This is a genomic window from Xanthobacter luteus (genome assembly GCF_040049235.1).
Taxonomy (GTDB): domain Bacteria; phylum Pseudomonadota; class Alphaproteobacteria; order Rhizobiales; family Xanthobacteraceae; genus Xanthobacter.
The window spans coordinates 277,906-301,541 of sequence record NZ_JBDZDO010000006.1; the positions used below are offsets into that span (position 1 = coordinate 277,906).

Genomic DNA, 23,636 nt, shown 5'->3' on the forward strand with positions numbered 1-23,636 from the left:
TTTGGTGCCTGTTTTTTGTGCGTCGCGCCCACGCGAGACGCAAATTTCTTCTTGCGGCGCGAAAGCTTCGCCGCGCCTCGGATCCCAGCCTTCGCAGGCGCGGCATTTCCTGCCCGTGCCTGCGGCGGACGGCGGGTGGCGCCTGGCGCGTAAGGCGGCAGCCCGGTAGGGACGCGGCGCGCCAAGCCGCGGCCGTGCCGTCCGCCGGGCGCGGCCCGCCGCCCGGTCGGACCGCGCGGAACGCGATCCGACAGGGCGAACCGCGCGAGGGTTCCACATGGTCGGCCCAGCGCCCGCAAACCTATGGAACAGAACGGAATCCGCTGCCCGCGCAGATCGCCCTAGCGGGGCGTGACGGGGCGCATCAGGCCTTCCTGCGCCGCCGACGCCACCAGCACCCCCTGGCGGGTGAAGAGCTGGCCGCGGCAGAAGCCCCGTGCGCCGGTGGCCATGGGGCTTTCCTGGCTGTAGAGCAGCCATTCGTCGGCGCGGAACGGCTGGTGCAGCCACAAGGCATGGTCGAGGCTCGCGCATTGGAGGTCGGCGTCAAACACGGAGCGCCCGTGCGGCACCAGCGCCGCCTGCAGCAGCGAGAGATCCGAGGCGTAGGCCAGCACCGCCTGCTGCGTGGGCAGGTCGTCGGGCAGGCGGCCGCGGGCGCGCACCCAGAGGCTCGCTTTGGCCTCCGGCGAGTGCGCGGCATAGGAGCCGTCGAGGACGATCGGCTTCACCTCCAGCGGGCGCAGCGCCATCCAGTCGCGCAGGGCGGCGGCGGGAAAGCGCTTCAGCAGCCGCTCGCGCCACACCTCGTCGGGCGGCAGGTCCTCCGGCATGGGCACCTTCGGCATCGTCGCCTGGTGGGTCAGCCCCTGCTCCGCGATCTGGAACGAGACCGACATGAAGAAGATCGCCCGCCCGTGCTGGATCGCCACCACCCGCCGCGTGGTGAAGGAGCGCCCGTCGCGGATCCGGTCCACGTCATAGACGATGGGAATGGTCGGATCCCCGCCCAGCAGGAAGTAGCCGTGCAGCGAATGGGTGACCCGCGCGGCCTCCACCGTGCGGCGCGCCGCCACGAGCGCCTGCGCGATCACCTGGCCGCCGAACACCCGCCCGCCGCCGGGGGAACCGCTGCGACCCCGGAACAGGTTGATCTCCAGCTGTTCGAGGTCGAGGATGCCAAGAAGGGCATCGACGTCGGGCTGCCGGTCGGCGGATGACGTCTCGGCGGAGGGCTTGTCTGAAGACGACTGCTCGGTCATGGGGCGCTCGATGGGGCCGCACCGGATGCGGCGGGGCTCGGACGAAAACGCCACGGCGCGGCAGGCCGCGTCAAGTCGCTTCCCCAATCGGCAGCCAATGCCGCGGGGTGGGCAGAAGGAGAAGGGCACGATGATCGGCACCGGCACCATGGGCGCCGCCGCCTCCGGCGGCATCGAGCAGGCCATGTGGGCGCGGCCGGGCGCGGACGTGGCCATCGTCGGCGGCGGCCTCGCCGGGCTCAGCCTCGCGCTCGCTTTGCGCCAGGGGCTCGGCCCGGACGCCGACATCGTCCTGTTCGATCCCGCGCTCGACCGGCTCGGCGCCGATGACGGGCGCTGCTCCGCCATCGCCGCCGGCGCGCGGCGCATGCTCATGGCGCTCGGCGCCTGGGAGAAGGTGGCGGCGAGCGCGCAGCCGATCCGCTCCATGATCGTCACCGACAGCCGCACCCGCGACGTCGCCCGCCCGGTCTTCCTCACCTTCGACGGCGACGTGGAGCCGGGCGAGGCGTTCGCCCACATGGTGCCCAACGCCGCGCTCCAGGCGGGGCTGCTCGATGCCGCCCGCGCCGCCGGCATCGATCTGCGCGGCGCGGCCGTGGACGCGTTCGAGGCCGGGCGCGGCAGCGTGGCGCTGAGTTCCGGCGCCGGCGCGCCGCTCTCCACCCGGTTTCTGGTGGCCTGCGACGGCGCGCGCTCGCGCCTGCGCACCATGGCCGGCATCACCAGCGTATCCTGGGGCTACGGCCAGAGCGGCATCACCTTCACCGTGGAGCACGAGCGCCCGCACGAGGGCCGGGCCGAGGAGCATTTCCTGCCCGCCGGCCCGTTCGCCACCCTGCCGCTGCCCGGCAACCGCTGCTCCGTCGTCTGGACCGAGCGCACCGCGGACGCCGAGCGGCTTCTCTCCTTGCCCGCCGCCGCATTCCAGGACGAGCTGGAGCAGCGATTCGGCCACAAGCTCGGCTGGGTGAAGGTGGTCTCGAAGCCGCGCGCCTATCCGCTCGGCTTCGCCATGGCCCGCAGCTTCATCGGCGACCGGCTCGCGCTCGTGGGCGACGCCGCGCACCTGATCCATCCCATTGCCGGCCAGGGCCTCAATATGGGCCTGCGCGACGTGGCGGCGCTGGCGGAGGTGGTGACCGACGCCGCCCGGGTGGGCCTCGATTTTGCCGCCCCCTCGGTGCTGGAGCGCTACCAGCGCTGGCGGCGCTTCGACACGCTGGCCATGGGGGTCGCCACCGACGGGCTCAACCGCCTGTTCTCGAACCGCTCCGACGTGCTGCGGGCGGTGCGCGACGTGGGTCTCGGCCTGGTCGACCGCCTGCCGCGCCTCAAAGGCCTGTTCATCCGCGATGCCGCCGGCCTCACCGGCGAGGTGCCGAAGCTGCTGCGCGGCGAAATGCTCTGAGCGGGCGGGACGGTCAGGGGCAGGCGGCGCGGCAGGTCCCGCAGCTGCCCGCGCGCCGGACAGCGCCGGCCGGCGGCGTCGGCGGCCGGTCCGGGCGCGGCGGCAGCAGCGCCCGCAGCGCGTTGAGGATCACCGCCACGTCGATGGCCTCCTGCACCAGCGCGCCCTGAACCGGCGGCAGAAAGCCGAGCGCCGCCGCCAGCATCCCCAGCACCGACAGGCCGATGCCCGCGCGCACGCTCTGGCGGGCGATGGCGAGCGCCCGGCGCGCCGCCGCCACGCCCTCGGCGAGGCGGTCGAGCCGGTCCACCAGCAGCACCACGTCCGCCACCTCGGCGGAGGCCGCCGCGCCGCGCGCGCCCATGGCGACGCCCACGTCGGCGGCGGCCAGCGCCGGGGCGTCGTTGACGCCGTCGCCCACCATCATCACCGGGCCGAAGGCGCGCGCCGCCTTCACGCTCGCGACCTTCTCCGCGGGCGTGAGGTCGCCGGCGCAGTCGTCGGCGCCGACGCGGCGGCACAGCGCCGCCACCGCCGTGCGCCGGTCGCCCGAGGCGAGCCGGATGTGCTCCACGCCCGCCGCGCGCAGCGCCGCCATCATGCCCGGTGCCTCGACGCGCATGTGGTCGGCGAGCACGATGCGTCCCGCCATCCGCCCGTCCACCGCGACCGCCACCATCGCGGTCGCGTCCTCGCCGGAGCTGCGCGCGTCGGGAAGGGCGCCCGACGCGCGCGCCACCACGTAGGCGCGGCTGCCGAGGGCGACGCAGCGGCCCTCGACCCGGCCGGTGAGACCGACGCCGCCGTCCTCCAGCACGTCCCGCGGCGCGGAAAGCGCGAGGCCGCGGGCGCGGGCCGCTTCCACCAGCGCCTCCGCCACCACGTGGTTCGAGGCCTGGTCGAGGCTGGCGGCAAGGCGCAGCACCTCGTCCGCGTCGAAGCCGTCCGCGACGTCGATGGCGGCGATGGCGGCGCGGCCCTGGGTGAGGGTGCCGGTCTTGTCGAGCACCAGCGCGCGCACCCGCGCCATGGCCTCCAGCGCGCCTCCGCTCTTCACCAGGACGCCGAGCTTCGCCGCGCGCGACAGACCCGCCATGAGCGCCACCGGCACCGCGAGGATGAGCGGACAGGGGGTGGCCACCACCAGCACCGCGAGCGCGCGGCGTGGATCGCCGGACAGGATCGCGGCGCCCGCCGCCAGGGCGAGCGAGAGGGCGAGGAAGCCGAGCGCGTAGCGATCGGCGAGCCGCACCATGGGGGCACGGCTCCCCGCCGCCGCCTCCACCAGCCGCACGATGGCGGCATAGGTGCTCTCGCGCGCGGGCTTAAGGGCTTCCAGGTCGAAGGCCGGCCCGGCGTTCACCGAGCCCGATAGGGCGGTCTCGCCTGCGCCGAGCCGCACCGGGCGCGCCTCCCCCGTGATGGCCGACTGGTCGAGCAGGCCCGAGCCGGCGACGATGCGCCCGTCCACCGGCACCGCATCGCCGTGGCGCACCAGCAGCAGGTCGCCCGGGGCGATCGCCTCGATCGGCCGGCTGACGAGGTCGTCCCCCTCGCGCCGGAGCGCGGTGCGCGGCGCACGGGCGACGAGCGCCGTCATCTCGCGCCGCGCCCGCCCTTGCGCCAGCGCCTCCAGCAGCTGGCCGCCGGCATACATGAGCGCCACCACGTTGCCGGCCAGAGGCTCGCCGAAGACGAGCGCGGCGGCCATGGACAGAGCGGCGAGGATGTCGAGCCCGAACTGGCCGGCCTGGAGGGAGCGGACGATCTCGAGCAGGAGCGCGGCGAGCACCGGCACGGTGCCCAGCGCGAAGACGATATGCGCCTCCGCCGGGCGGTCGAAGCCGACCAGCAGCACGGTGCCCACCAGCAGTGGCACCGCCGCCAGCGCAAACAGCACCCGCCCGCCGGAAGGCGCGGCGGATGCGGCGGTCGCACTGGCATTGTCTGGTGCGCCATGCATTGGTTGCTCCCGGAGGCGGGGCCTGCGGCACTTCGCCTTGTGCGCCGGCGCCGGCCCGTCATTGCCACGTCGTCCGCGGCAGGTCATATGCTAGTTTAGAATTGATTTAAACTGGAGTCACGGGATGTTCTCCGCCCTTCCTGCGCTCGTCGGCCGCAGGCGCTTCTCCGACCTCGACGAGCGGGAGGTGCTCGCGCTCGCCATCTCCTCGGAGGACGACGATGCCCGCATCTATGACGATTACGCTGCCGTCCTGCGGGCCGACTATCCCGATACGGCCTACGTCTTCGAGAGCATGGCGGCACAGGAGCGCGGGCATGCGGCGAACCTCCGGCGCGACTTCGAGCGCCGCTTCGGCGCCCACGTGCCGCTGATCCGCCGCGCGGACATCGCCGGCTATTACGGCCGCCGGCCGGTCTGGGTCATCTGCAATCTCGGCATCGACCGCATCCGCCAGGAGGTGGGGCGGATGGAGGACGAGAGCGCCAGTTTCTACCTCCAGGCGCAGAAGAAGGCGACCGACCCCGACACCCGCAAGCTGCTGGAAAATCTCTACAAGGTGGAGATGCAGCACGAGGAGATCGCGGGCTCGCTGGCCGAGAAATATCTGCCCGTCGACAAGAAGCACGAGGAGGACGAGAAGGCGCGGCGCCAGTTCGTCCTCACCTGGGTGCAGCCGGGCCTCGCCGGGCTGATGGACGGCTCGGTCTCGACGCTGGCGCCGATCTTCGCCACCGCGTTCGCCACGCAGGATTCCCACACCACGTTGCTGGTGGGCCTCGCCGCCGCGGTGGGCGCCGGCATCTCCATGGGCTTCACCGAGGCGGTGCACGACGACGGCGTGATCTCCGGCCGCGGCTCGCCGCTGAAGCGCGGCATCGCCTCGGGCGCGATGACCGCGGTCGGCGGCCTCGGCCATGCCTTGCCCTATCTGATCCCGGAATTCTGGACCGCGACGGTGCTCGCCATCGCCATCGTGTTCGTGGAATTGTGGGCCATCGCCTTCATCCAGAACCGCTATCTGGAGACCCCGTTCTGGCGCTCGGTGTTCCAGGTGGTGATCGGCGGGGCGCTGGTGCTGGCGGCGGGCATCTTCATCGGCGGCAGCTGACGGGCGGACCCCTCTCCTCGGGCAAGAGGCAGCCCTGTCCATGCCCGCCGGGCGACCGGCGGCAGAGCATCCTTGCGCACGCGCATGGCGCGGCCGCCGCACCGGTGCCACTCTCGCCCTGTCCGCGAGGAGAGCTTACATGCGCGCCATGGTCCTGAACGCCCCCGGCGAACGGTTGGCGCTCCACGAGCGGCCCGATCCGGTGCCCGGCCCCGGCGAGGTGCTGATCAAGGTCTCGGCCTGCGGCGTCTGCCGCACCGACCTCCACGTGATGGACGGCGAACTGCCCCAGGCGCGCTATCCCGTCGTCCCGGGGCACGAGATCGTCGGCCGCGTGGCGGCGCTCGGCGCGGGCGTCTTGCACTTGCGGCCGGGGGAGCGGGTGGGCGTCGGCTGGCTCGGCCACGCCTGCGGCTGCTGCCCCTATTGCGCCGCCGGCGAGGAGAACCTCTGCGACGTCCCGGTCTTCACCGGCTGCACCCGCGACGGGGGCTTCGCCAGCCATGTGGTGGCGGACGCGGCTTTTGCGTATCCGCTCGGCGAAGCGGGGGAGGACGCGGCGCTCGCCCCGCTGCTGTGCGCCGGGCTGATCGGCTGGCGCACGCTCAAGATGGCGGGCGAGGGCCGGCGCATCGGCCTCTACGGCTTCGGCGCCGCCGCCCACATCGTCGCCCAGGTGGCGCGTTGGCAGGGCCGGCAGATCTACGCCTTCACCCGGCCGGGCGACCGGCAGGCGCAGGATTTCGCCATGACCCTCGGCGCGACCTACGCCGGCGGCTCGGATGCCCCGGCGCCGGAGCCGCTGGACGCCGCATTGATCTTCGCCCCGGCCGGCGAGCTGGTGCCGCAGGCGCTGAAAGCGGTGCGCAAGGGCGGGCGCGTGGTGTGCGGCGGCATCCACATGAGCGACATCCCATCTTTCCCCTACCGCTGGCTTTGGGAGGAGCGGAAGATCCTCTCGGTGGCGAACCTCACCCGCGCCGACGCCCGCGAATTCCTGGCGCTGGCGCCGCAGGCCGGCGTTTCCGCCCGCGTCACGCCCTATCCCCTCGCCGAGGCCAACCGCGCGCTCGACGATCTGCGCGCCGGGCGGCTGGAGGGCGCCGCCGTGCTGGTGCCGTAAATCCGGTCAACCGTCGGCCCTGACGCAGTTGGGATGCGATGGCGAGCAGGGCGACGGGGCGATGGCGCTGGGCGGTGTTGGGCTTTTGCGTGCTGACCGCCGGAGCCGCGGGAGCCGTCGCCGTGGCGGAACCGGCCGCGGCGGCGCTGGTGTGCCCCGCATGCTACGGCTTCCAGCAGATCGGCCCGCGCCTTCATGCCGACCCGGCGATGACGGAAGATGCCCGCGCGATGCTGCGCCGGACCGTCGCCGAAGCTCCCGCGCGCCTTGCGCTCTTCTTCGGAGCCACCGCCTCGACGCCGGTGGTTCTCGCCTGCGCCGGCGCCGCCTGCCAGGCGCGGATCGGGGCAGGCGGGGCGCGCGGAATGGCCTACGGCGCGTTCGGACTGAGGCTCTCGCCCGCGGGCCTCGACCCCGTCATCGTGGTGCACGAACTGACCCATATCGAGCTTGCCGCGCGCCTCGGGCTGCGGCGGGTTGCCATGGGAAGCGTGCCCGCCTGGTTCGACGAAGGTGTCGCCGTGATCGTATCGGACGACCCGCGCCATCTCGATCACAACGCAGCCGGCGTGCCGCGGTGCCGAGCCGGCCACGATGGACCGGTTCCGGACGACCCGCGCGCCTTCCGCCACTCCGGCGCATCGGCCTATCCCTTCTATGCCCGGGCGGCCTGCCGGGTGCTGACCTGGATGAACCGCGCCGGCGGCCCCCGCGCCATCGGCCATCTCGTAGACAGCAGCGCGCAGGGCGCCCGCTTCGCCGACCTCTACGGGGACAAGGGGGGCGGGTGAGACCCCGCCCTCAGCGCTGCATCACATAGGTGCCGGGCGCCGGGCCGAGCACCGGATAGTCCCGCGTGCCGAGATAGGGCAGGTGCGCGCGGCCGGTGGACTGGCCCGACAGCCAGGCCTCGAAGGCGGGCCACCAGGAGCCTTCCTTGGGCGGGTTCTGCTCCATCCATTCCTCGGGGCTCACATGGAGCGCGCCGTGCCGGGTCTCATGGATGCGGTAGTGGCGGTGCTTGTGGCCGGGCTCGGAGACGATGCCGGCATTGTGGCCGCCCGAAGCCAGCACGAAGGTCACGTCGGTGTCGGTGAGCTGGTGGATCTTGTAGACCGATTTCCACGGCGCCACGTGGTCGCGCTCGGTGCCCACCACGAACAGCGGCACGCGGATGTCCTGCAGCGCCACCGGCCGGCCGTCCGCCTGGTAGCGGCCGGCGGCGAGGTCGTTCTCCAGGAACATCTGGCGCAGATATTCCGAGTGCATGCGGTAGGGCAGGCGGGTGGCGTCCGCGTTCCAGGCCATGAGGTCGTTCATGGGCGCGCGCTCGCCCATGAGATACTCGCGCACCATGCGCGACCACACGAGGTCGTTGGAGCGCAGCATCTGGAACGCCCCCGCCATCTGGCCGGCGGAAAGGTAGCCCTGATCCCACATCGTGCTCTCGAGCGCATAGAGCGCGCTCGGATCGACGAACAGCTGCAGTTCGCCCGGCTCGGAGAAATCGGTCTGGGCGGCGAACAGCGTCATGGACTTCAGCCGCGCGTCGCCGGCGCGGGCCATGGCGGCGGCGGCGATGGCGAGCAGCGTGCCGCCCAGGCAGTAGCCGACCGCGTGGACCGCCTCGCCTGGCACCACCGCGCTCACCGCGTCGAGCGCGGCCATGACGCCGAGCTTGCGGTAGTCCTCCAAGCCGAGGTTCCGCTCCTCCTGCCCCACGTTGCGCCAGGAGATGCAGAACACCGTGTGGCCCTTGTCCACCAAATACCGGATCAGCGAGTTGTGGGGCGACAGATCGAGGATGTAGTACTTCATGATCCAGGCGGGCACGATCAGGATCGGCTCCGCATGGACGTCGCGCGTGGTGGCGCGGTACTGGATCAGCTCGATGAGATGGTTGCGGTAGATCACCTCTCCGGGGGTGGCGGCGACCTCCTTGCCGGGGGTGAAGGCCTCCGCCCCCACCGGGGGCTGGCCGGACGCCTTGCGCGCCTGGTCCTCCAGGAAGTTGCGCGCGCCCTCGACGAAATTGCCGCCGAGCGTCTGGCGCGCCCGCTTCAGCACCTCCGGATTGGTGAAGGGCGCGTTGGAGGGCGAGACCATGTCGAGCATCTGGCGCGCCGCGAACGCGACCACCGCCTCGCTGTGGGGCGACACGCCCGGTACGCCGTGGGTGGCGTTGTGCCACCACTGCTGGTTCAAGAGGAAGCCCTGGTACCAGAAGCGGAACGGCCAGTCCTGCCAGGACGGGGCGGAGAAGCGCTCGTCGCCCTCCAGCGGCTGGATGCAGGGGGGCAGCGTGCGGTCGAGGGTGGAGGCGGTCGCATAGGCGGTAAAACGCGCCGCCTTGCGCCACGCCTTGACGGCGAGCTCCGCCTGCTTGCCTGGCGCAGCCGCCAGATGCATCCACCAGTCCATGACGGCGAGCGAGAGGCCGATGGGCGAGAGCCCCTGCGTCGCGCGCGCGCCGAGCGCGGCGGCGGCGCGGTCCACCGCGCGGAAGCCGGCGGGGGCGGTGCCGCTCTCGAAATCCTCCTCGTCGGGGCACAGGAAGCCGGGCAGGACGTTGGGAAGGCCCGCAAACCCGGGAAACCCGGGAAAGGCCGGGCGCTCGCGCGACGCCGGCGCGGGGCTGGCCGGGTCCGCGGCCGGCGCGGGGACCGGAAGCGCCGCCGCCGGCGCGGGCGGCGCGACCGCCCCGGCGGGCTTCGCGGGGGACGGAGCGGTGGAAGCGGGTGGCACGGGGGAAGACACGGGCACGGTGACGGACATGGCGCAGCTTTCAACGGGCCCCGATCCAGAGGCCCTGATCCAACCGGACGGCGTTCCAACCTGCCCCGGCGGCGTGCGGTGCCGAAGCGCTTCAGCTGTACGGCCGCGTCCGGCCCAGGGAGCATGGCGGCAGGGGTGGGCCGTCCGGGACCATGGAACCTTGACCGCCGTCAACTGTCCATCCCGGCGGGGCAAAATTTTGGCGCCCGGCGGGCCTCCGGCGGGCGGCGCGGCGCGCCCGATTGCTTGACAATGGCCTGTGAAGCCGGGAAATGCCGGCCGGCCGGGAGAGCCGCGACGCGAGGGAGAGGACCGGATGACCGAGGAACAGCGCCTCATCAAGGAGACCGCCGCCGCCTTCGCGCGCGACGTGCTCGCGCCCGGCGCCGCACGCCGCGACCGGGAGAAGGCGATCGAGCCCGAGGTCCTCAAGGGCCTCGCCGAGCTCGGCTTCCTCGGCATGACGGTGCCGGAGGCCTATGACGGCGCCGGCGCCGATTATGTCAGCTACGCCCATGCCCTCATGGAGGTGGCGGCGGGCGACGGCGCGGTCTCCACCCTGATGAGCGTCCACAACGCACCGTTCAACGCCATCCTCGAGCGCTACGGCTCGGACGCGCAGAAGGAGGAGGTGCTGCGGCCGGCCGCGCGCGGCGCCTTCATCGGCGCCTTCGGCCTTACCGAATCCAACGCCGGCTCCGACGCCAGCGCGCTGAAGACCCGCGCGGTGCGCCGCAACGACCGCTACGTGCTCAATGGCGGCAAGGAATTCATCACCTCCGGCAAGATCGGCGGCTGGATCGTGCTGTTCGCCAGGGTGGAGGGCTCGGCCGCCAAGAACCCCATGACCGCGTTCCTGGTGCCCACCTCGGCCCAGGGCTACGTGGTGGCCAAGGTGGAGGACAAGCTCGGCCAGCGCGCCTCCGACACCTGCTCGCTGCGCTTCGAGGACCTGGAGGTGCCGGCCGAATACCGCATCGGCGAGGAGGGCGAGGGCTACCGCATCGCCTTGTCCTCGCTGGAGACCGGGCGCATCGGCATCGCCGCCCAATCGGTGGGCATGGCGCGCGCGGCCTACGAGGCGGCGGTGGTCTATGCCAAGGAGCGGCGCAGCTTCGGCAAGGCGATCATCGAGCATCAGGCGCTCGCGTTCCGCCTTGCCGAGATGCGCACCGACCTCGAGGCCGCCACGCAATTGGTGCTGAACGCCGCGCGTCTGAAGGACCAGGGCGTGCCGTGCCTGACCGAGGCGGCGATCGCCAAGCTGTTCGCCTCCGAGGCGGCCGAGCGCATCGTCTCGCGCGCGCTCCAGACCTTCGGCGGCTACGGCTATCTGGCCGACTTCCCGGTGGAGCGCATCTATCGCGACGTGCGGGTGTGCCAGATCTACGAGGGCACGAGCGACATCCAGAAGATCATCATCTCGCGCGCCATCGCCGGATAGCGCCGGGCGCCGCCCGGCGCGCCGCCGCCTCACATGGCGCGCCGGTACTTGCCGGCGAAGGCCCGCGCGCGGCGGCGGAACAGCTTGCGGTGGAGCCGCTCCGCCGCGCGCTTGAGGCGCTTCTGCAAGCCGCCCATGGCGTCATCGAGGCGCGCCAGGCGCGCCTCGCCCAGCGCTCCGGCCGCCGCCTCCAGCATCGGGCGCAGGGTCTCGATGTCCTGGTAGGCGCCGAGCAAATCGCGCAGCTCCTGGGCGCGGGCGGCGCGCTTCTCGCCGTGGCCGGCGAAGACGGAGGCGAAGAAGGTCATCTGGTAGCGGTGCGCCACCACGCGCTTGCGCGCCTCGTGCATGTGGTGCGGGCTGTCGAAGCGCACGTCCCGGGCCTGCCGGTAGGCGCGGGCGAGGCCGGCCACCACGTCGGCGCCGGCGGCCTCCTCGGCGAGCCCGTCCGCGAGCTGGGTCCGGGCGGCGACCAGGAAATCGGCGAGTTCGGCGCGGTGGTCCTCGGCCTCGGTGCCTGGCGCCGGGTCGTCGCCGATGGCCGCGCGCGCCGCGGCGAGGTCGTCGTCGGCCAGCAGACCCTCCTCCGCCAGATGCTGGAGCGCCTCGCGCGCCGCCGCCCGGTCGCGCGCCGCCGACAGGCTGCGGGCGGCCGCCGCCGTCGCCCGGCGCGCCGCCTTGGCGCGCGCGCCCGGCACCAGCCGCAGCAGGCCGCGATATTCCTTCATGGCCTTGCGGGCGTCGTGCACCATCTCCGCCGGGTCGGGCAGGCCCGCGGCCTTCTCCACCTTGGCGAGCGTCGCCTCCAGCGCGGCGAGGACGGTGCCATCCGCGGCGCGCCGGGGGGCGGGGCTCAGCGGGGGGTCCGGGGCGTCGGAAGGGGAAGCGGGCGTGGGGCCCTCGGTCAGGTTCGTCATGGGCGAAGTCTGCCACGGCCGGCCGGGCGCGTCTCCCCCGGGGGCCGGCGGCACACCGGGCGCCCGAGAGCAGGGGGGCGCCGGGCCGCGGCCAGGGCGCTCAATGGCCGCCCACCATGGCCGGCGGCCGTGGCAGGTCGCCGAAGCCCTGGGTCGGCGGAAGCGTCGGCTCCGCCAGCGCGGCCGGCGGCGGCGGCTGGACCGGCGCGGGCCGCGGCTCGACCGCGCGGCGCGGCGCAGCGGCCTCCGCCGGGCGGGCCGGTCGCGGGGCATCTGATCCCGAAGCGGCCGGGCGGCGTGGCGGCGGCTCGTCGGGCGGTGGGGTGGTGCTGACACCGAAGCCCTGCGGCGCCGGCGCCGGGCGGCGCTCCACCGCGTCGGGCGCGGGCGTGCGGGCGGCGGGCGCGGGCGCCACCGGGTGGGGCGCGACGGTCTGCGGCGCGACCGGGACGGGGCGGCTGGCCGGCGCCTGCTGGACGGGAGGCGCGACCGGCGGCGCGGTCACGGGAGCCGGCGCGATGGGCTGCGGCGCGGCGGGCGCGGGGCGGCTCACCGCCGGCGCCGATTGAACCGGCGCGGTCGCCGGCGCGGGCGGCACAGCGGGCGCGGGCCGCGCCACCGCGGGCGCGGCGGGCGCGGCGGGCACCGACGCCGGCCGGGCGGGCACGGTGGCCGGCAGAGGCGCAAGCGTCGCGGGCGCCGCCGACTGGGGCGTTGCGGGTGCCGTGGGGGCCGCCGGCACCGGCGCGGGGCCCGCCCGTTCCTGCTCCAGCCGGCGCGTCTCGCGCTCGATGGCGCGCAAAGCGATGACGCTGGTCAAAGCGGAGGCCGACACGCGGCGCTGCGGATTGGTCATCGGGCCGCGCCAGGTGATCTGCGCCCCCGGCACACCGCCCGCCACCTCGGCCCCCTCGAAGCCGATCTGCGCCTCCATCGTGAGCCGCGCGAGATCCAGACTGCCGTCGAGGGTAAGGGCGACGCCCGGCACGCTGGCGCGGACCGGCGAGGTGCGCGCGGTGCCGTTCAAGACCGCAAGGGTGGTCTCCACCGCCGGCAGCGCGAGCGGTCCGCGGCCGAGGGCGCGCTCGAGCAGCGCCCCGACACGCCGCTCGTCGGGCGGCGGCTGGAGGCTTTCGGTCTCGGCGAGCACCGCGGCGAGGGCGCCCGGGTCGGCGCCGTCGAGGCCGGCCTGGGTCACCTTCAGCGTCCCCTGCCCGGACAGCGACTGGACGAGCGCCGCCATGCTGCGCCCGCCGCCGCCCAGATCGAGCGCCAGGGATACCTTTCCGGCGGGCGGCGTGCGCGCGCCGGCGGGTCCCGCGAGGGTCGCGGCATCCACCTGCTCGAGCACCAGGCGCCCGTCGGCGGCGAGTGCCTCGCCGTCGTGGCGCAGCTTGAGCCGCGCCATGGCCAGGCCGCCGCCGAGCGCGCCGGACAGGTCGCGGACCTCCACGCCGGCGCCGTCGGCGAGCAGCCGCAGCCGCGCGCCCGTCAAGCCGTAGGGGCCGAGAAGAGCGAGCCGGTCGGCCGCCAGTTCGAGGTCCAGCGCCACGCTGCCCACCGCCGCGCCCTGGAACCGCCCGGCGCTCCAGAACGGGCCCGCATCGCCCTGCGGCGCGCGCGCGCCGAGCAGGCCGAGCAGGCGCGGCAGGGATAGGGCTTCGAAGGCGAGCCTGCCGGACAGGCGCGGCACGGCGCCCGGCTCGATGGCGATGGCGCCGGAGATCGGCGCGCCGGCCAGCGAGCCGGAGAGGTCCTGCAGCCGCAGGGCGCCCGCCTGGCGCGCGAGGCCGAAGGCGAGCGCCACCGGCGCCGGGCCGTCGGCGGCCGCGGCCAGCTGCGGCAGCAGACGGCCGAGATCGCCGCCGTCCATCCGCATGGCGAGGCGCGGCGAGATCGTGCCGTCGGCACCGAGCATCGCCGTACCGTCGCCGCTGAAATTGAGGCCCGCCAGCGCCACGCGGCCGCGCACGCGGTACTCGCCGCCGGTCAGCGGATCGGCCGAGAACTGGCCGGAGGCCGGGCCGAGGCGCGGACCGAGCCCCTCGGCGCCGAGCGCGGCCAGCACCCGGCCGCCATCGGCGGCGTCCGCCTTCACCGTGACGCTCAGCGGCACGCCCTGGGAGGGGCTCGAGAAGCCCACCGCGCCCGAGAGCAGGCCGAGCGTGCCTTCGGCCGAGACCGAGCGCCCGCCGCCCTGCGACCACACCGAGGCGCTGGTGAGCTTCACCGGACCGGCGACCGGCAGAAGGCGCTCCAGCACCTCCGCGGGCGCCGGGCCGGCGATGAGCCGCACCACCGGCACGAGGCCGTCCGCCTTGGCGCCCGTGACCGAAAGGTTGAGCTCGCCGCGCGGGGTGGTGGAGAAGTTCTCCATCCAGCCCGCCCCCTCCAGCCGGATGCCGCCGAGGTCGTCCACCTTGAGGCGCGAGACCCGCCAGCTGCCGCCGGTGGCGGCGGCCTCGATCTGCAGGCCGCGCGCCGGCAGGCCGGACAAGGAGAGGTTCTGGCCTTTGAGCGAGAGCTTGGCGTCGGCGCCGCCGCCGGTGCTCACGGCCGCCTGGCGCAGGGCGGCGATGATCGGGTCGAGGTCGAAGCCGTCCAGAACAAGGTCGAGGTCGAGCTTCGGCGCGGGACCGTCGAGCGCGGCAGCGGCGCTGCCGGTGATGCGGCTCTGGCCGAACGTGCCGTCGATGCGCTGGAGCGCGGCGCGCCGCGGCCCCAGATCGAACTGGGCGGCGAGCCGGACCGGGCCCTTCACCGCCGCGGCATACTCGCGCGCCATGCCGGCGGCGGCCCAGCGCAGGAACGCTGCGGGATCGTCGGCGGTGAACTGCGCCTCCCCGCTCAGCTCGGCGGCGCCCAAGGGGCCGTCGGAGGGCGCGGCCTTGGCCCCGGGGCGCATGGGCACGTTGGCGAGCTTCAGGGCCGCCATGCCGGGCAGCTGCGCCTCCGCCGTATCGACGCGCCAGCCGGCCGGCCCGCCGGAGACGTCGGCGCGGGCGTCGCGCACCAGCGTTCCGCCGAGCATCAGCTGCTCCACGGCCACGCCGATCTTGGAGGGCGCCTCGGGCGCCGGCAGCTGGGCGAACACGCCGAGGAAGCGGGCGAAGGCCGCGAGCGGGCTCGCCGGCGGCGCGGTGGCGTCGGCGTCGGGGCCGCGGCCCAAAGCGTCGAGGTCGAGGCTGCGGGCGTTCAGCACCGCATCGAGGCCCACCGCGCGGCCCAAGGAGAGGCGCGCCGAGCCGGACAATTGCGCCGGGGTCGCGCCGCCGCCGAAGGCAAGGTCCAGGTTGGAGGCCACCACCGCCTCGGGGGCGGCGCGGATCTGGCCCGAAAGCTGCCAGGTCTCGAGGCCGCCCCGGCCGCGCCGCGTGAGGGCCGCGCGGCCGTCATAGCGGGGCTTGCCGGCATCGAATCCGAGGCTGCCGTCGAGGTCCACGGCGAAGGGGGTGGTGCGCCCGTCGAGCACGACGCGCAGGCGCCCCCCGCCGTCGGCGCCGAGCGTGCCGAGGCTGGAGCGCAGGCCGAAGCGGGCGCCACCGGCCTCCACCTCGCCGTCGAGCCGGAACGGGCCGGAGAGCGAGCGCGCCTCGCCGCGCAGGTCCAGGTCGGTGACCGAGACGGTGCGGTCCGAGGCGCGGTCGAGCAGGTCGAGGGCGCCGTTCTCGATCTCGAACCGGGCGATCGAGAGCTGGGCCGGGCGGCCGGCGCCGGTGGGCAGCGCGAAGCGGCCGGCGGAATCCAGCACCAGGCGCATCTGCGGGCGCAGCAGGGTGACGCCGGTCGCCTCCACTTCGCCGCGCATCAGCGCGCCGAGGGAGAGTTCGGCGCGCAGCTCCCTCACCGTCCCGCCGGTGGAGACCACGTCGCCCAGCGTCACGTCCCGCAGGACGATGCGCGGGGCGGGCAGGATCTGGGCATCGATGGGCCCGCGGATCACCACGGGCAGGCCGATGGCCTGCCCGATCTCGCTCTCGAACGTGCCGCGCCAGGCGTTCCAGTCCACCACGTAGGGCGCCGCGAAGGCGCCGCCGATGGCGAGGATCACCGCCGAGGCAAGGCTAATCAGGATGCCCTGCACATCCGTCTCCCAAAAAGTTGTACGCCGCAGGGCGGCGTCACCGCCTGCTATGCCGGGCGATTGCGATCAGATCGCGACGATCTTGCCCGGATTCATGATGTCGTCGGGGTCGAGGGTGCGCTTGATGGCACGCATCACGTCGAGCGCGCCCTCCCCGTGCTCGGCCGCCATGTAGCCCATCTTGCCCTGGCCGATCCCGTGCTCGCCGGTGCAGGTGCCGCCCATGGCGAGCGCCCGGGCGACCAGGCGCTTCATGTAGAGGTGGGCCTTCTCCACGTCCGCCGGGTCGTCGTGGTCCACCATCAGCGTGGTGTGGAAGTTGCCGTCGCCCACATGGCCGACGATGGGGGCGATAAGCCCCATCTCCTCGATGTCGCGCTTGGTCTCCATGACGCACGCGGCGAGCCGCGAGATCGGCACGCACACGTCGGTGGCCACCGCCTTCGCGCCGGGCCGCAGCGGCAGCGCCGACCAGTAGGCGTCGTGGCGCGCCTGCCAGAGCTTGCTGCGCTCTTCCGGCTTGACCGCGAAGACCGACGGGCCGCCGCCCAGCTCGGCGGCGATGGCGCCGAAGCGGTCGGCCTGCTCGTGCACGCTCGCCTCGGTGCCGTGGAATTCCAGGAACAGGGTCGGCGTCTCGGCGAGCGCCAGCTTGGCGTAGGCGTTGGAGGCGCGCACCTGCACCTCGTCCAGGAGCTCGATGCGCGCCACCGGGATGCCCGACTGGATGGTGAGGATCACCGCGTTGCAGGCTGCCTCGATGGAGGGGAAGGGGCACACCGCCGCCGAGATCGCCTCCGGGATGCCGTAGAGCTTCAGCGTGATGGCGGTGACGATGCCGAGGGTGCCCTCCGCGCCCACATAGAGGCGGGTGAGGTCGTAGCCGGCGGAGGACTTGCGGGCCCGCGTCGCCGTGGTGATGAGGTCCCCCGAGGGCGTCACCACGTCGAGCGAGAGCACGTTGTCCTTCATGGTGCCGTAGCGCACCGCATTGGTGCCCGAGGCGCGGGTCGACACCATGCCGCCGAGGGAGGCGTCGGCGCCCGGATCGATCGGGAAGAACAGGCCCTGGTCGCGCAGGTCCTCGTTGAGGCGCTTGCGGGTGACGCCGGGCTCGATGACGCAGTCGAGGTCCTCGACATTGACCGCCAGGATGCGGTTCATGCGCGAGAGGTCGATGCACACGCCGCCGAAGGGGGCGTTCACCTGGCCCTCCAGCGAGGTGCCCGCGCCCCAGGGGATGACCGGCACCTTGTGGGCCGCGCAGATGCGCACCGCCTGCTGCACGTCCGCCACGCTCTCGGCGAAGACCACCGCGTCCGCCGGCTCGTTCGGCAGGTAGGTGGTGACATTGGCGTGCTGGGCGCGGACGACCGGGTTTGTCACGACCTTGTGATCGAGCGCCGATTTCAGTTCCTGCGTGGCCAGGAGGACACGCTCGGCCAAGGGGGATTCGGATTTCGCGGATGCAACAAGCATTTACGATTCCTTAACTTGTGTCCTCGAGGGATGTTTCCGGGGCGGCGGGCGCCTCTGTGGATGACGGTAAATTCGACCGTTTTAGGGTCGTTTTTCCTTGACAGTGGTTTTTGTGATTCGCGTCTGACGCCTCAGGTGCTGCATTTCTGGCGTGACGAATGCCTGTTCCGTCGGCACACTGAATAATGATCGAGCAATCCTCCCGCGACAGGCGGCTCGCCATGCTACACCGGATCGACTTCGAACCCGTGTTCTTCGCCCCCTTCGTGTCGTCCGCCATGAAGGTGGAGCGCGAGTGGATCGACTATAATGGCCATCTCAACATGGCCTATTACAACCTGCTGTTCGACCGGGCGCTGGACGAGGCCTCGCAGCTGCTGGGCCTCGGCCCCGATTATGCGGAGAGCTGCGGCGCCTCGTTCTTCACCGCGGAGGCGCATGTGCGCTATCTGCGCGAGCTGAAGCCGGAGAGCCCGGTGCGCGTGACCCTGCGGCTCGTCGACTACGACGAGAAGCGCCTCCATCTGTTCCAGACCATGCATCATGGCACCGAAGGCTGGGAATCCGCCACCTGCGAGCAGATGGCGATCCATGTGGACCTCGGCAGCCGCCGCGCGGTGCCGTTCCCCGACGACGTGCTGGAACTGGTGGCCACCATGCGCGCCGCCCATGCCGCCTTGCCGAGGCCCGAGGGGATGGGCCGCCGCGTCGTCATGCCGGCCCGGATTTGAGGGGGGGGCGCCGGCGCCGCGGCGCCGGACAAGCTTTTCGAGGGGTTCGGAAGCGGGCGCTGCGGCGCCCGTTCGCCATTTCGGCGGCGGCGCTGGCCTTCCTCCGGCGCCGTATTGTCCAAAATTGCGCCAGCTTCGATTTCGCCCGCTTTGCGCGCACTGCAGGGCAGTCATGCTGACCTAATCATTCTCCTGCACTGCGGTATGTTCTATATTGCACCGCATCAAGGTCGCAGTCCGATTCCGACCGAGACAGCAGGAGGCCTCCATGAGTGCCGTGACCTTTCCCAAGACCCTCGCCGGCCAAGCCAGCGTTCCCGCCGCCAAGGGCGTGCCCGCCAAGGGCTTCTTCGCCCGCGTCCTGGACGCCATCATCGCCGCCCGCAGCGCCCAGGCGGAGCGCGAGATCGCCCGCCACCTCAGCGGCTACGAGCGCAACGAGCGCAACGAGCGCTGATCGCCCTCAGCGCCGCCGGGGCCGGTTCCCGCCGCGCGCGAGCGTGAGCGTGGTCCAGCCCTCGATGGAGCGGCGCGTCACCAGATGGAGCCCGCGCGCCCGGTAGGCGGCGAGCGCCGCCGGCGCCTGGGCGTCGAGCAGGCCCGACAGCACCACCGTGCCGCCTGGCGCGAGCAGGGCGCAGAGCGGCCGGGCGAGCCGCTTCAGCGGCGGCAGCAGGATGTTGGCGAGGATCAGATCGTAGGGCCCGCCTGCGCCGACCGCGCGCGTGTCCGCGCCGGGCGCGTGGACGAACCGGATTTGTGGCCCCGCGCCGTTGGCGCGGGCGTTCTCTCGCGCCGTCCGCACCGCCACCGCGTCGATGTCGCTCGCCGTCACCGCGGTGCGCATGCGCCGCGCTGCGGCGATGGCGAGCACCCCGGTTCCCGTGCCGATGTCGAGGATGCGCGGCGGCCGCCCGCGCCGGGCCGCGTCCGCCACCGCCGCGAGGCAGCCCTGCGTGGTGCCGTGATGGCCGGTGCCGAAGGCAAGCGCGGCCTCGATCTCGATGCCGATGGTCGCACCCTTCACCCGCGCGCGGTCGTGCGCGCCATGCACCATGAACGGGCCGACCACCACCGGGGCGAGGCCTTCGAGGCTCGCCGCCACCCAGTCCTTCTGGGCGATCTCGCTGAATTCCACCTGGGCCGCGGTCTCGGCGCCCGCCGCCCAGGCGACCAGCTCCGAAAGGTCCTCGGGATCGAAGGCCGCGCCGGCGAACACCTCGACCACCCAGGCGCCGGACGGATCCTCGAAATTGGCCACCGCCACCTCGGCCGGATCATAGGTCTCGGCGATCAGGTCGGCGATGCGCTGAGCCGCCACGCGCGGGGCGCTCACGCGCATCACGTGGGTGGCGTCGTTGGGGGGCAGGCCTTCGAGCATAAGGGGTCGGTCTTCTCGGCGCACGGGAGACGGATCGGCCGATCCCCCTCCCCGTTGAATGGACGGGACCACGGCGCCCGGTCGCCCGCGCTGCGCGCCGGCCGGCGCGTGGCCCCGCTCTCGGCCCTCAGGTCTCGAACGCGCCGACGATGCGGTCGCGCCCGGCGTCCTTGGCCGCGTAGAGGCGCTTGTCGGCCGTGGCGAGCAGGTCCGTCAAGGTCTGCCCGTCGTCGGGCGTGGTGGCGATGCCGATGGAGACCGACTGCGCCCGGATGCCGGGCGGCAGCGACGTCGCCTCCACCCGGTTGCGCAGCATGGCCGCGATCTGCATGGCGGCGTTGTGGTTCACCCCGGGAGTGAAGACCGCGAACTCGTCGCCGCCGTAGCGCACCACGTAGTCGCCGCGCCGCAGCCCCTCCTTGAGGGTGGTGGCGAGGCGGCGCAGCACCTCGTCGCCGACCGGGTGGCCGTGGCCGTCATTCACCTCCTTGAAACCGTCCACGTCCACCAGCAGCAGGCTCAGCGGCTGTCCGCTGGTGGCGGCGACCGCCAGCAGATCGTGGCCGAGCTGGTCGAACTGCCCGCGATGCAGCACCTGGGTCAGCGCGTCGTGGCGCGAGGCGATCTCCAGCTTCTCGTATTTCTGCCGGTAGGTGAGGACGTCGAAGACGTCGGAGATGCGCAGGCTCGGCGTTTCCCGCGGGCGTTCGAAGCGCGTGAGATAGAGCGCCAGCAGCCCCGCATAGACCGCCGCGGCGGCGAGCTTGCCCGCCCAGCCGCCGATGCCGGCGGAGAGCGGAACGCCGAGCGAGAGGTTCAGCACCGCGAAGAAGCCGATCTGGTCGAGGGTGAGAACCAGCGCCAGCGCCAACCAGATGGTCAGCACCAGCCGGCCCCGAAACAGGCGCGAGAGGCGCTCGTAGACCAGGATCAAAGCCAGGCAGTCGATGAACAGGAGCAGCGTGCTCCAGGCCATCAGCACGCCGATCTGGTCCATGAAGGCAAGGTCGCCCGGCGCTCCGGGCGCGGGCGTCGTGTAGTGGGTGCGCAGCAGGGCGACCAGCACCAGCAGGATGGCGTTGCCGAGCATGAGGCCGTAGATCGGCTGGCGCGCCACGACCGCGTCCTCGCGGATATACACCAGCAGCAGCAAAGCGAGCTTGCCCGCGAACATCACCACCGAGCCGGGCGAGAGCGAGACGCCGAACGGCAGCGCCACGTAATAGCTCGCGGCCAGGTAGGTCTCCATGAAATGGAGGCTGCCCAGCGCGCAGAAGAAGGCGCCGATGCCGAGGGTCGTCCGGGCCCGGAACAGGGCCAGCATGGCGGCGAAATAGGCCACCATCTCCACCAGAAGCAAGGCGACGTTTGAGAGGAGAAGGGCAGTCAATCCGGATCCAACCCCATGCGGCGTTTGCGCCGCATGCGTGCGAGGCATCGATTTCCGGGCCGCCCACCCGCCTCGACGCCGCCCATCGCCGCGCAGACCGGCACGCGGCGGGCGCGCGAAGCCTAGTGAGTGGTACCCCAGAATTTCCGCTGCGACAAATCCAGCGCGCCGCTCAAGCCCGGTCGACGAAGGCTTCCAACACGCGCTTCTCGCCCGCCTTGTCGAATTGGACCGTGAGCTTGTTGCCGTCGATGCCGGTGATCTCGCCGTAGCCGAACTTGATGTGGAACACCCGTTCGCCGGAGCGGAAGCGCGACGGCGCGCCGGTGGAGGCGGCCACCAAGGTGCCCTCGATCACGGCCGGGCCGCGCCGGCCCGAAGCACCCGCATCGAAGCGCCCGCCGGCGCGCTCGGAGAATCCGCCGCGGGCCGCGCCGCCGTCGGTCCGGCCGCGATTGCTCTGCGCCCGCTGCCAGCCGGGGGTCGAATAGGACGAGGCGGCGAAAGGCTCGGCCCGGTCGAACCGGCTCTGGCCGTAGCTGCCGCCATGTCCCCCGCCGCCATAGGAGGAGCCGCCCCAGCCCATGCCGCCCCGGCTCTCCTCCACCCGCACATGGGCGTCGGGCAATTCGTCGAGGAAGCGCGAGGGCACGGTGGAATTCCACATGCCGTGGATGCGCCGGTTGGAGGCGAACCAGATGCGCGCCGAGGCGCGGGCGCGGGTGATGCCCACATAAGCCAGGCGCCGCTCCTCCTCCAGGCCGGCCTTGCCCTGCTCGTCCAGCGCCCGCTGGTGCGGGAACAGGCCCTCCTCCCAGCCGGGCAGGAAGACGGTGTCGAATTCCAGCCCCTTGGCGGAATGCAGGGTCATCACCTGCACCGCGTCCTCGCCGGCGCCGTTCTCCGCATCCATGACCAAAGAGATGTGCTCCAGGAAGCCGGTGAGGTTCTCGAACGGCTCCATGGAGCGCACCAGCTCCTTGAGGTTCTCGAGCCGACCCGCGGCTTCCGCCGAGCGGTCCTTCTGCCACATCTCGGTATAGCCGCTCTCGTCGAGCACGATCTCGGCAAGCTCGGTGTGGGAGAGGGTGCGCGAGAGCTCGCGCCAGCGCTCGAAGGCCTCGATGAGGCCGCGCATGGTGGCGCGCACCTTGGGTTTGAGCTCCTCGCTCTGGGCGAGGGCGCGGGCCGCCTCCTGGAGCGGCAGTCCGGCGGCGCGGGCCACGTCGTGCACCTGCTTGACGGTGGCGTCGCCGATGCCGCGCTTCGGCACGTTGACGATGCGCTCGAAGGCGAGGTCGTCGGCGGGGGAGTTCACGCAGCGCAGGTAAGCGAGCGCATCGCGGATCTCGGCGCGCTCGTAGAAGCGCGGGCCGCCGATGACGCGATAGGGCAGGCCCAGGGTGACGAAGCGGTCCTCGAACTCGCGCATCTGGAACGAGGCGCGCACCAGGATGGCGATCTCCGACAGCTTGTGCCCGGCGCGCTGGAGCTGCTCGATCTCCTCGCCGACGGCGCGCGCCTCCTCGCCCGAATCCCAGGCCCCGGTGACGGTGACGTGCTCGCCCTCCTCGCCCTCGGAGAACAGCGTCTTGCCGAGCCGGCCCTCATTGTGGGCGATGAGGTGGGAGGCGGAGGCGAGGATATGGCCGGTGGAGCGGTAGTTGCGCTCCAGGCGGATCACCTTGGCGCCGGGAAAGTCGCTCTCGAATCTGAGGATGTTGTCCACCTCGGCGCCGCGCCAGCCATAGATGGACTGGTCGTCGTCGCCCACGCAGCAGACATTCTTCGAGCCCTGGGCGAGCAGGCGCAGCCACAGATACTGGGCGACGTTGGTGTCCTGATACTCGTCCACCAGCAGGTATTTGAAACGCTTGTGGTATTCCGCCAGCACGTCGGGGTTCTCGCGGAACAGGCGGATGCCTTCCAGCAGCAGGTCGCCGAAGTCCACCGCGTTGAGCGCCTTCAGCCGCGCCTGGTAGGCGGCATAGAGCATGCCGCCCTTGCCGCCCGCGAACACCGCACCCTCGCCCGGCGGCACGTCCTTGGGCGAGAGGCCGCGGTTCTTCCAGCCGTCGATGGTGGCGGCCAGCAGCCGCGCCGGCCAGCGCTTCTCGTCGATGTTCTCGGCGACGAGCAGCTGCTTGAGCAGGCGGATCTGATCGTCGGTGTCGAGGATGGTGAAGCCCGATTTCAGCCCCACCAGCTCGTGGTGGCGCCGCAGAATCCGCACGCCGATGGAATGGAAGGTGCCGAGCCAGGGCATGCCCTCGATCTGGTCGCCCACCATGGCGTGGATGCGGTCCTTCATCTCCCGCGCCGCCTTGTTGGTGAAGGTGACCACCAGGATCTGCGACGGGAAGGCGCGGCCGAGCGAGAGGATATGGGCGACGCGGGCGGTGAGCACGCGCGTCTTGCCGGTGCCGGCGCCGGCCAGCACCAGGAGCGGGCCGTCCAGCGTCTCCACCGCCTCGCGCTGTTCCGGATTGAGGCCGGCGAGATAGGCGGCGGCGGGGGCCGCGGGGGCCATGGCGGCGCGCGCGCGGGCGGCGATGCCGCCGGGCT

General features: G+C 72.8%; 16 protein-coding genes. 7 read left to right on the forward strand and 9 right to left on the reverse strand.

What is annotated here, in order from left to right; genetic code table 11:
• Positions 1–341: 341 nt before the first annotated feature.
• On the reverse strand, positions 342–1,262 hold the full coding sequence (tesB, locus tag ABLE88_RS18740; RefSeq protein ID WP_348833219.1) for an acyl-CoA thioesterase II: 921 nt from the start codon (positions 1,260–1,262) through the stop codon (positions 342–344).
• Positions 1,263–1,446: 184 nt separating this feature from the next.
• Between tesB and ABLE88_RS18745 the strand changes: the two genes are divergently transcribed.
• Positions 1,447–2,673 (forward strand): ubiquinone biosynthesis hydroxylase, encoded by a 1,227-nt coding sequence (locus tag ABLE88_RS18745; RefSeq protein WP_348833371.1) that lies wholly within the window; start codon positions 1,447–1,449, stop codon positions 2,671–2,673.
• Positions 2,674–2,686: 13 nt separating this feature from the next.
• Here the strand turns inward: ABLE88_RS18745 and ABLE88_RS18750 are convergent, their stop codons facing one another.
• Positions 2,687–4,636 (reverse strand): heavy metal translocating P-type ATPase, encoded by a 1,950-nt coding sequence (locus ABLE88_RS18750; protein ID WP_348833220.1) that lies wholly within the window; start codon positions 4,634–4,636, stop codon positions 2,687–2,689.
• Positions 4,637–4,760: 124 nt separating this feature from the next.
• Here ABLE88_RS18750 and mbfA point away from each other — a divergent pair, with 124 nt between their 5' ends.
• The 3 genes from mbfA (at position 4,761) to ABLE88_RS18765 (ending at position 7,661) form a co-directional block, all read left to right on the forward strand.
• Positions 4,761–5,747, forward strand: a complete 987-nt coding sequence (mbfA, locus tag ABLE88_RS18755; RefSeq protein WP_348833221.1) for an iron exporter MbfA — start codon at positions 4,761–4,763, stop codon at positions 5,745–5,747.
• Positions 5,748–5,886: 139 nt separating this feature from the next.
• Positions 5,887–6,870 carry a zinc-dependent alcohol dehydrogenase family protein gene (locus ABLE88_RS18760; RefSeq protein ID WP_348833222.1) on the forward strand — a complete coding sequence of 328 codons (984 nt, stop codon included), beginning with the start codon at positions 5,887–5,889 and terminating at the stop codon, positions 6,868–6,870.
• Between the two features lie 122 nt (positions 6,871–6,992).
• On the forward strand, positions 6,993–7,661 hold the full coding sequence (locus tag ABLE88_RS18765) for a hypothetical protein (protein ID WP_348833223.1): 669 nt from the start codon (positions 6,993–6,995) through the stop codon (positions 7,659–7,661).
• Positions 7,662–7,671: 10 nt separating this feature from the next.
• On the opposite strand, the gene ABLE88_RS18770 is transcribed toward ABLE88_RS18765, so the two are convergent.
• On the reverse strand, positions 7,672–9,645 hold the full coding sequence (locus ABLE88_RS18770) for a PHA/PHB synthase family protein (RefSeq protein ID WP_348833224.1): 1,974 nt from the start codon (positions 9,643–9,645) through the stop codon (positions 7,672–7,674).
• 316 nt (positions 9,646–9,961) lie between these two features.
• Here ABLE88_RS18770 and ABLE88_RS18775 point away from each other — a divergent pair, with 316 nt between their 5' ends.
• Positions 9,962–11,089, forward strand: a complete 1,128-nt coding sequence (locus tag ABLE88_RS18775) for an acyl-CoA dehydrogenase family protein (RefSeq protein WP_348833225.1) — start codon at positions 9,962–9,964, stop codon at positions 11,087–11,089.
• A 29-nt stretch (positions 11,090–11,118) separates the two neighbouring features.
• Here ABLE88_RS18775 and ABLE88_RS18780 read toward each other — a convergent pair whose 3' ends face one another.
• The 3 genes from ABLE88_RS18780 to ABLE88_RS18790 form a co-directional block, all read right to left on the reverse strand.
• Entirely contained in the window at positions 11,119–12,006 is an 888-nt protein-coding gene (locus ABLE88_RS18780) for a CHAD domain-containing protein (RefSeq protein ID WP_348833226.1), read from the reverse strand.
• Between the two features lie 100 nt (positions 12,007–12,106).
• Complete coding sequence (locus tag ABLE88_RS18785) at positions 12,107–16,090, reverse strand: AsmA family protein (protein ID WP_348833227.1); 3,984 nt, start codon at positions 16,088–16,090, stop codon at positions 12,107–12,109.
• A gap of 66 nt (positions 16,091–16,156) precedes the next feature.
• Positions 16,157–17,569: an FAD-binding oxidoreductase gene (locus ABLE88_RS18790; RefSeq protein ID WP_348833228.1), complete on the reverse strand. Its 1,413-nt coding sequence runs from the start codon at positions 17,567–17,569 to the stop codon at positions 16,157–16,159.
• A 221-nt stretch (positions 17,570–17,790) separates the two neighbouring features.
• On the opposite strand from ABLE88_RS18790, the gene ABLE88_RS18795 reads away from it, so the two are divergent.
• On the forward strand, positions 17,791–18,300 hold the full coding sequence (locus tag ABLE88_RS18795; protein ID WP_348833229.1) for a thioesterase family protein: 510 nt from the start codon (positions 17,791–17,793) through the stop codon (positions 18,298–18,300).
• Positions 18,301–18,568: 268 nt separating this feature from the next.
• Positions 18,569–18,757, forward strand: a complete 189-nt coding sequence (locus ABLE88_RS18800) for a hypothetical protein (protein WP_348833230.1) — start codon at positions 18,569–18,571, stop codon at positions 18,755–18,757.
• A gap of 6 nt (positions 18,758–18,763) precedes the next feature.
• Here ABLE88_RS18800 and ABLE88_RS18805 read toward each other — a convergent pair whose 3' ends face one another.
• The 3 genes from ABLE88_RS18805 to ABLE88_RS18815 all read right to left on the reverse strand — a co-directional run bounded on the left by ABLE88_RS18805 (position 18,764) and on the right by ABLE88_RS18815 (position 23,601).
• Positions 18,764–19,681: a 50S ribosomal protein L11 methyltransferase gene (locus ABLE88_RS18805; RefSeq protein WP_348833231.1), complete on the reverse strand. Its 918-nt coding sequence runs from the start codon at positions 19,679–19,681 to the stop codon at positions 18,764–18,766.
• Between the two features lie 127 nt (positions 19,682–19,808).
• Complete coding sequence (locus ABLE88_RS18810) at positions 19,809–21,071, reverse strand: GGDEF domain-containing protein (protein ID WP_348833232.1); 1,263 nt, start codon at positions 21,069–21,071, stop codon at positions 19,809–19,811.
• A gap of 172 nt (positions 21,072–21,243) precedes the next feature.
• Positions 21,244–23,601 carry an ATP-dependent helicase gene (locus ABLE88_RS18815; RefSeq protein WP_348833233.1) on the reverse strand — a complete coding sequence of 786 codons (2,358 nt, stop codon included), beginning with the start codon at positions 23,599–23,601 and terminating at the stop codon, positions 21,244–21,246.
• Positions 23,602–23,636: the final 35 nt, after the last annotated feature.

Coding starts and splice junctions, on each gene's coding strand:
- ABLE88_RS18750 (WP_348833220.1), bottom strand. CDS start 4,636: ATGCATGGCGCACCAGACAATGCCAGTGCGACCGCCGCATCCGCCGCG.
- ABLE88_RS18780 (WP_348833226.1), bottom strand. CDS start 12,006: ATGACGAACCTGACCGAGGGCCCCACGCCCGCTTCCCCTTCCGACGCC.
- ABLE88_RS18775 (WP_348833225.1), top strand. CDS start 9,962: ATGACCGAGGAACAGCGCCTCATCAAGGAGACCGCCGCCGCCTTCGCG.
- ABLE88_RS18805 (WP_348833231.1), bottom strand. CDS start 19,681: ATGCTCGAAGGCCTGCCCCCCAACGACGCCACCCACGTGATGCGCGTG.
- ABLE88_RS18760 (WP_348833222.1), top strand. CDS start 5,887: ATGCGCGCCATGGTCCTGAACGCCCCCGGCGAACGGTTGGCGCTCCAC.
- ABLE88_RS18745 (WP_348833371.1), top strand. CDS start 1,447: ATGTGGGCGCGGCCGGGCGCGGACGTGGCCATCGTCGGCGGCGGCCTC.
- mbfA (WP_348833221.1), top strand. CDS start 4,761: ATGTTCTCCGCCCTTCCTGCGCTCGTCGGCCGCAGGCGCTTCTCCGAC.
- ABLE88_RS18795 (WP_348833229.1), top strand. CDS start 17,791: ATGCTACACCGGATCGACTTCGAACCCGTGTTCTTCGCCCCCTTCGTG.
- ABLE88_RS18800 (WP_348833230.1), top strand. CDS start 18,569: ATGAGTGCCGTGACCTTTCCCAAGACCCTCGCCGGCCAAGCCAGCGTT.
- tesB (WP_348833219.1), bottom strand. CDS start 1,262: ATGACCGAGCAGTCGTCTTCAGACAAGCCCTCCGCCGAGACGTCATCC.
- ABLE88_RS18790 (WP_348833228.1), bottom strand. CDS start 17,569: ATGCTTGTTGCATCCGCGAAATCCGAATCCCCCTTGGCCGAGCGTGTC.
- ABLE88_RS18770 (WP_348833224.1), bottom strand. CDS start 9,645: ATGTCCGTCACCGTGCCCGTGTCTTCCCCCGTGCCACCCGCTTCCACC.
- ABLE88_RS18815 (WP_348833233.1), bottom strand. CDS start 23,601: ATGGCCCCCGCGGCCCCCGCCGCCGCCTATCTCGCCGGCCTCAATCCG.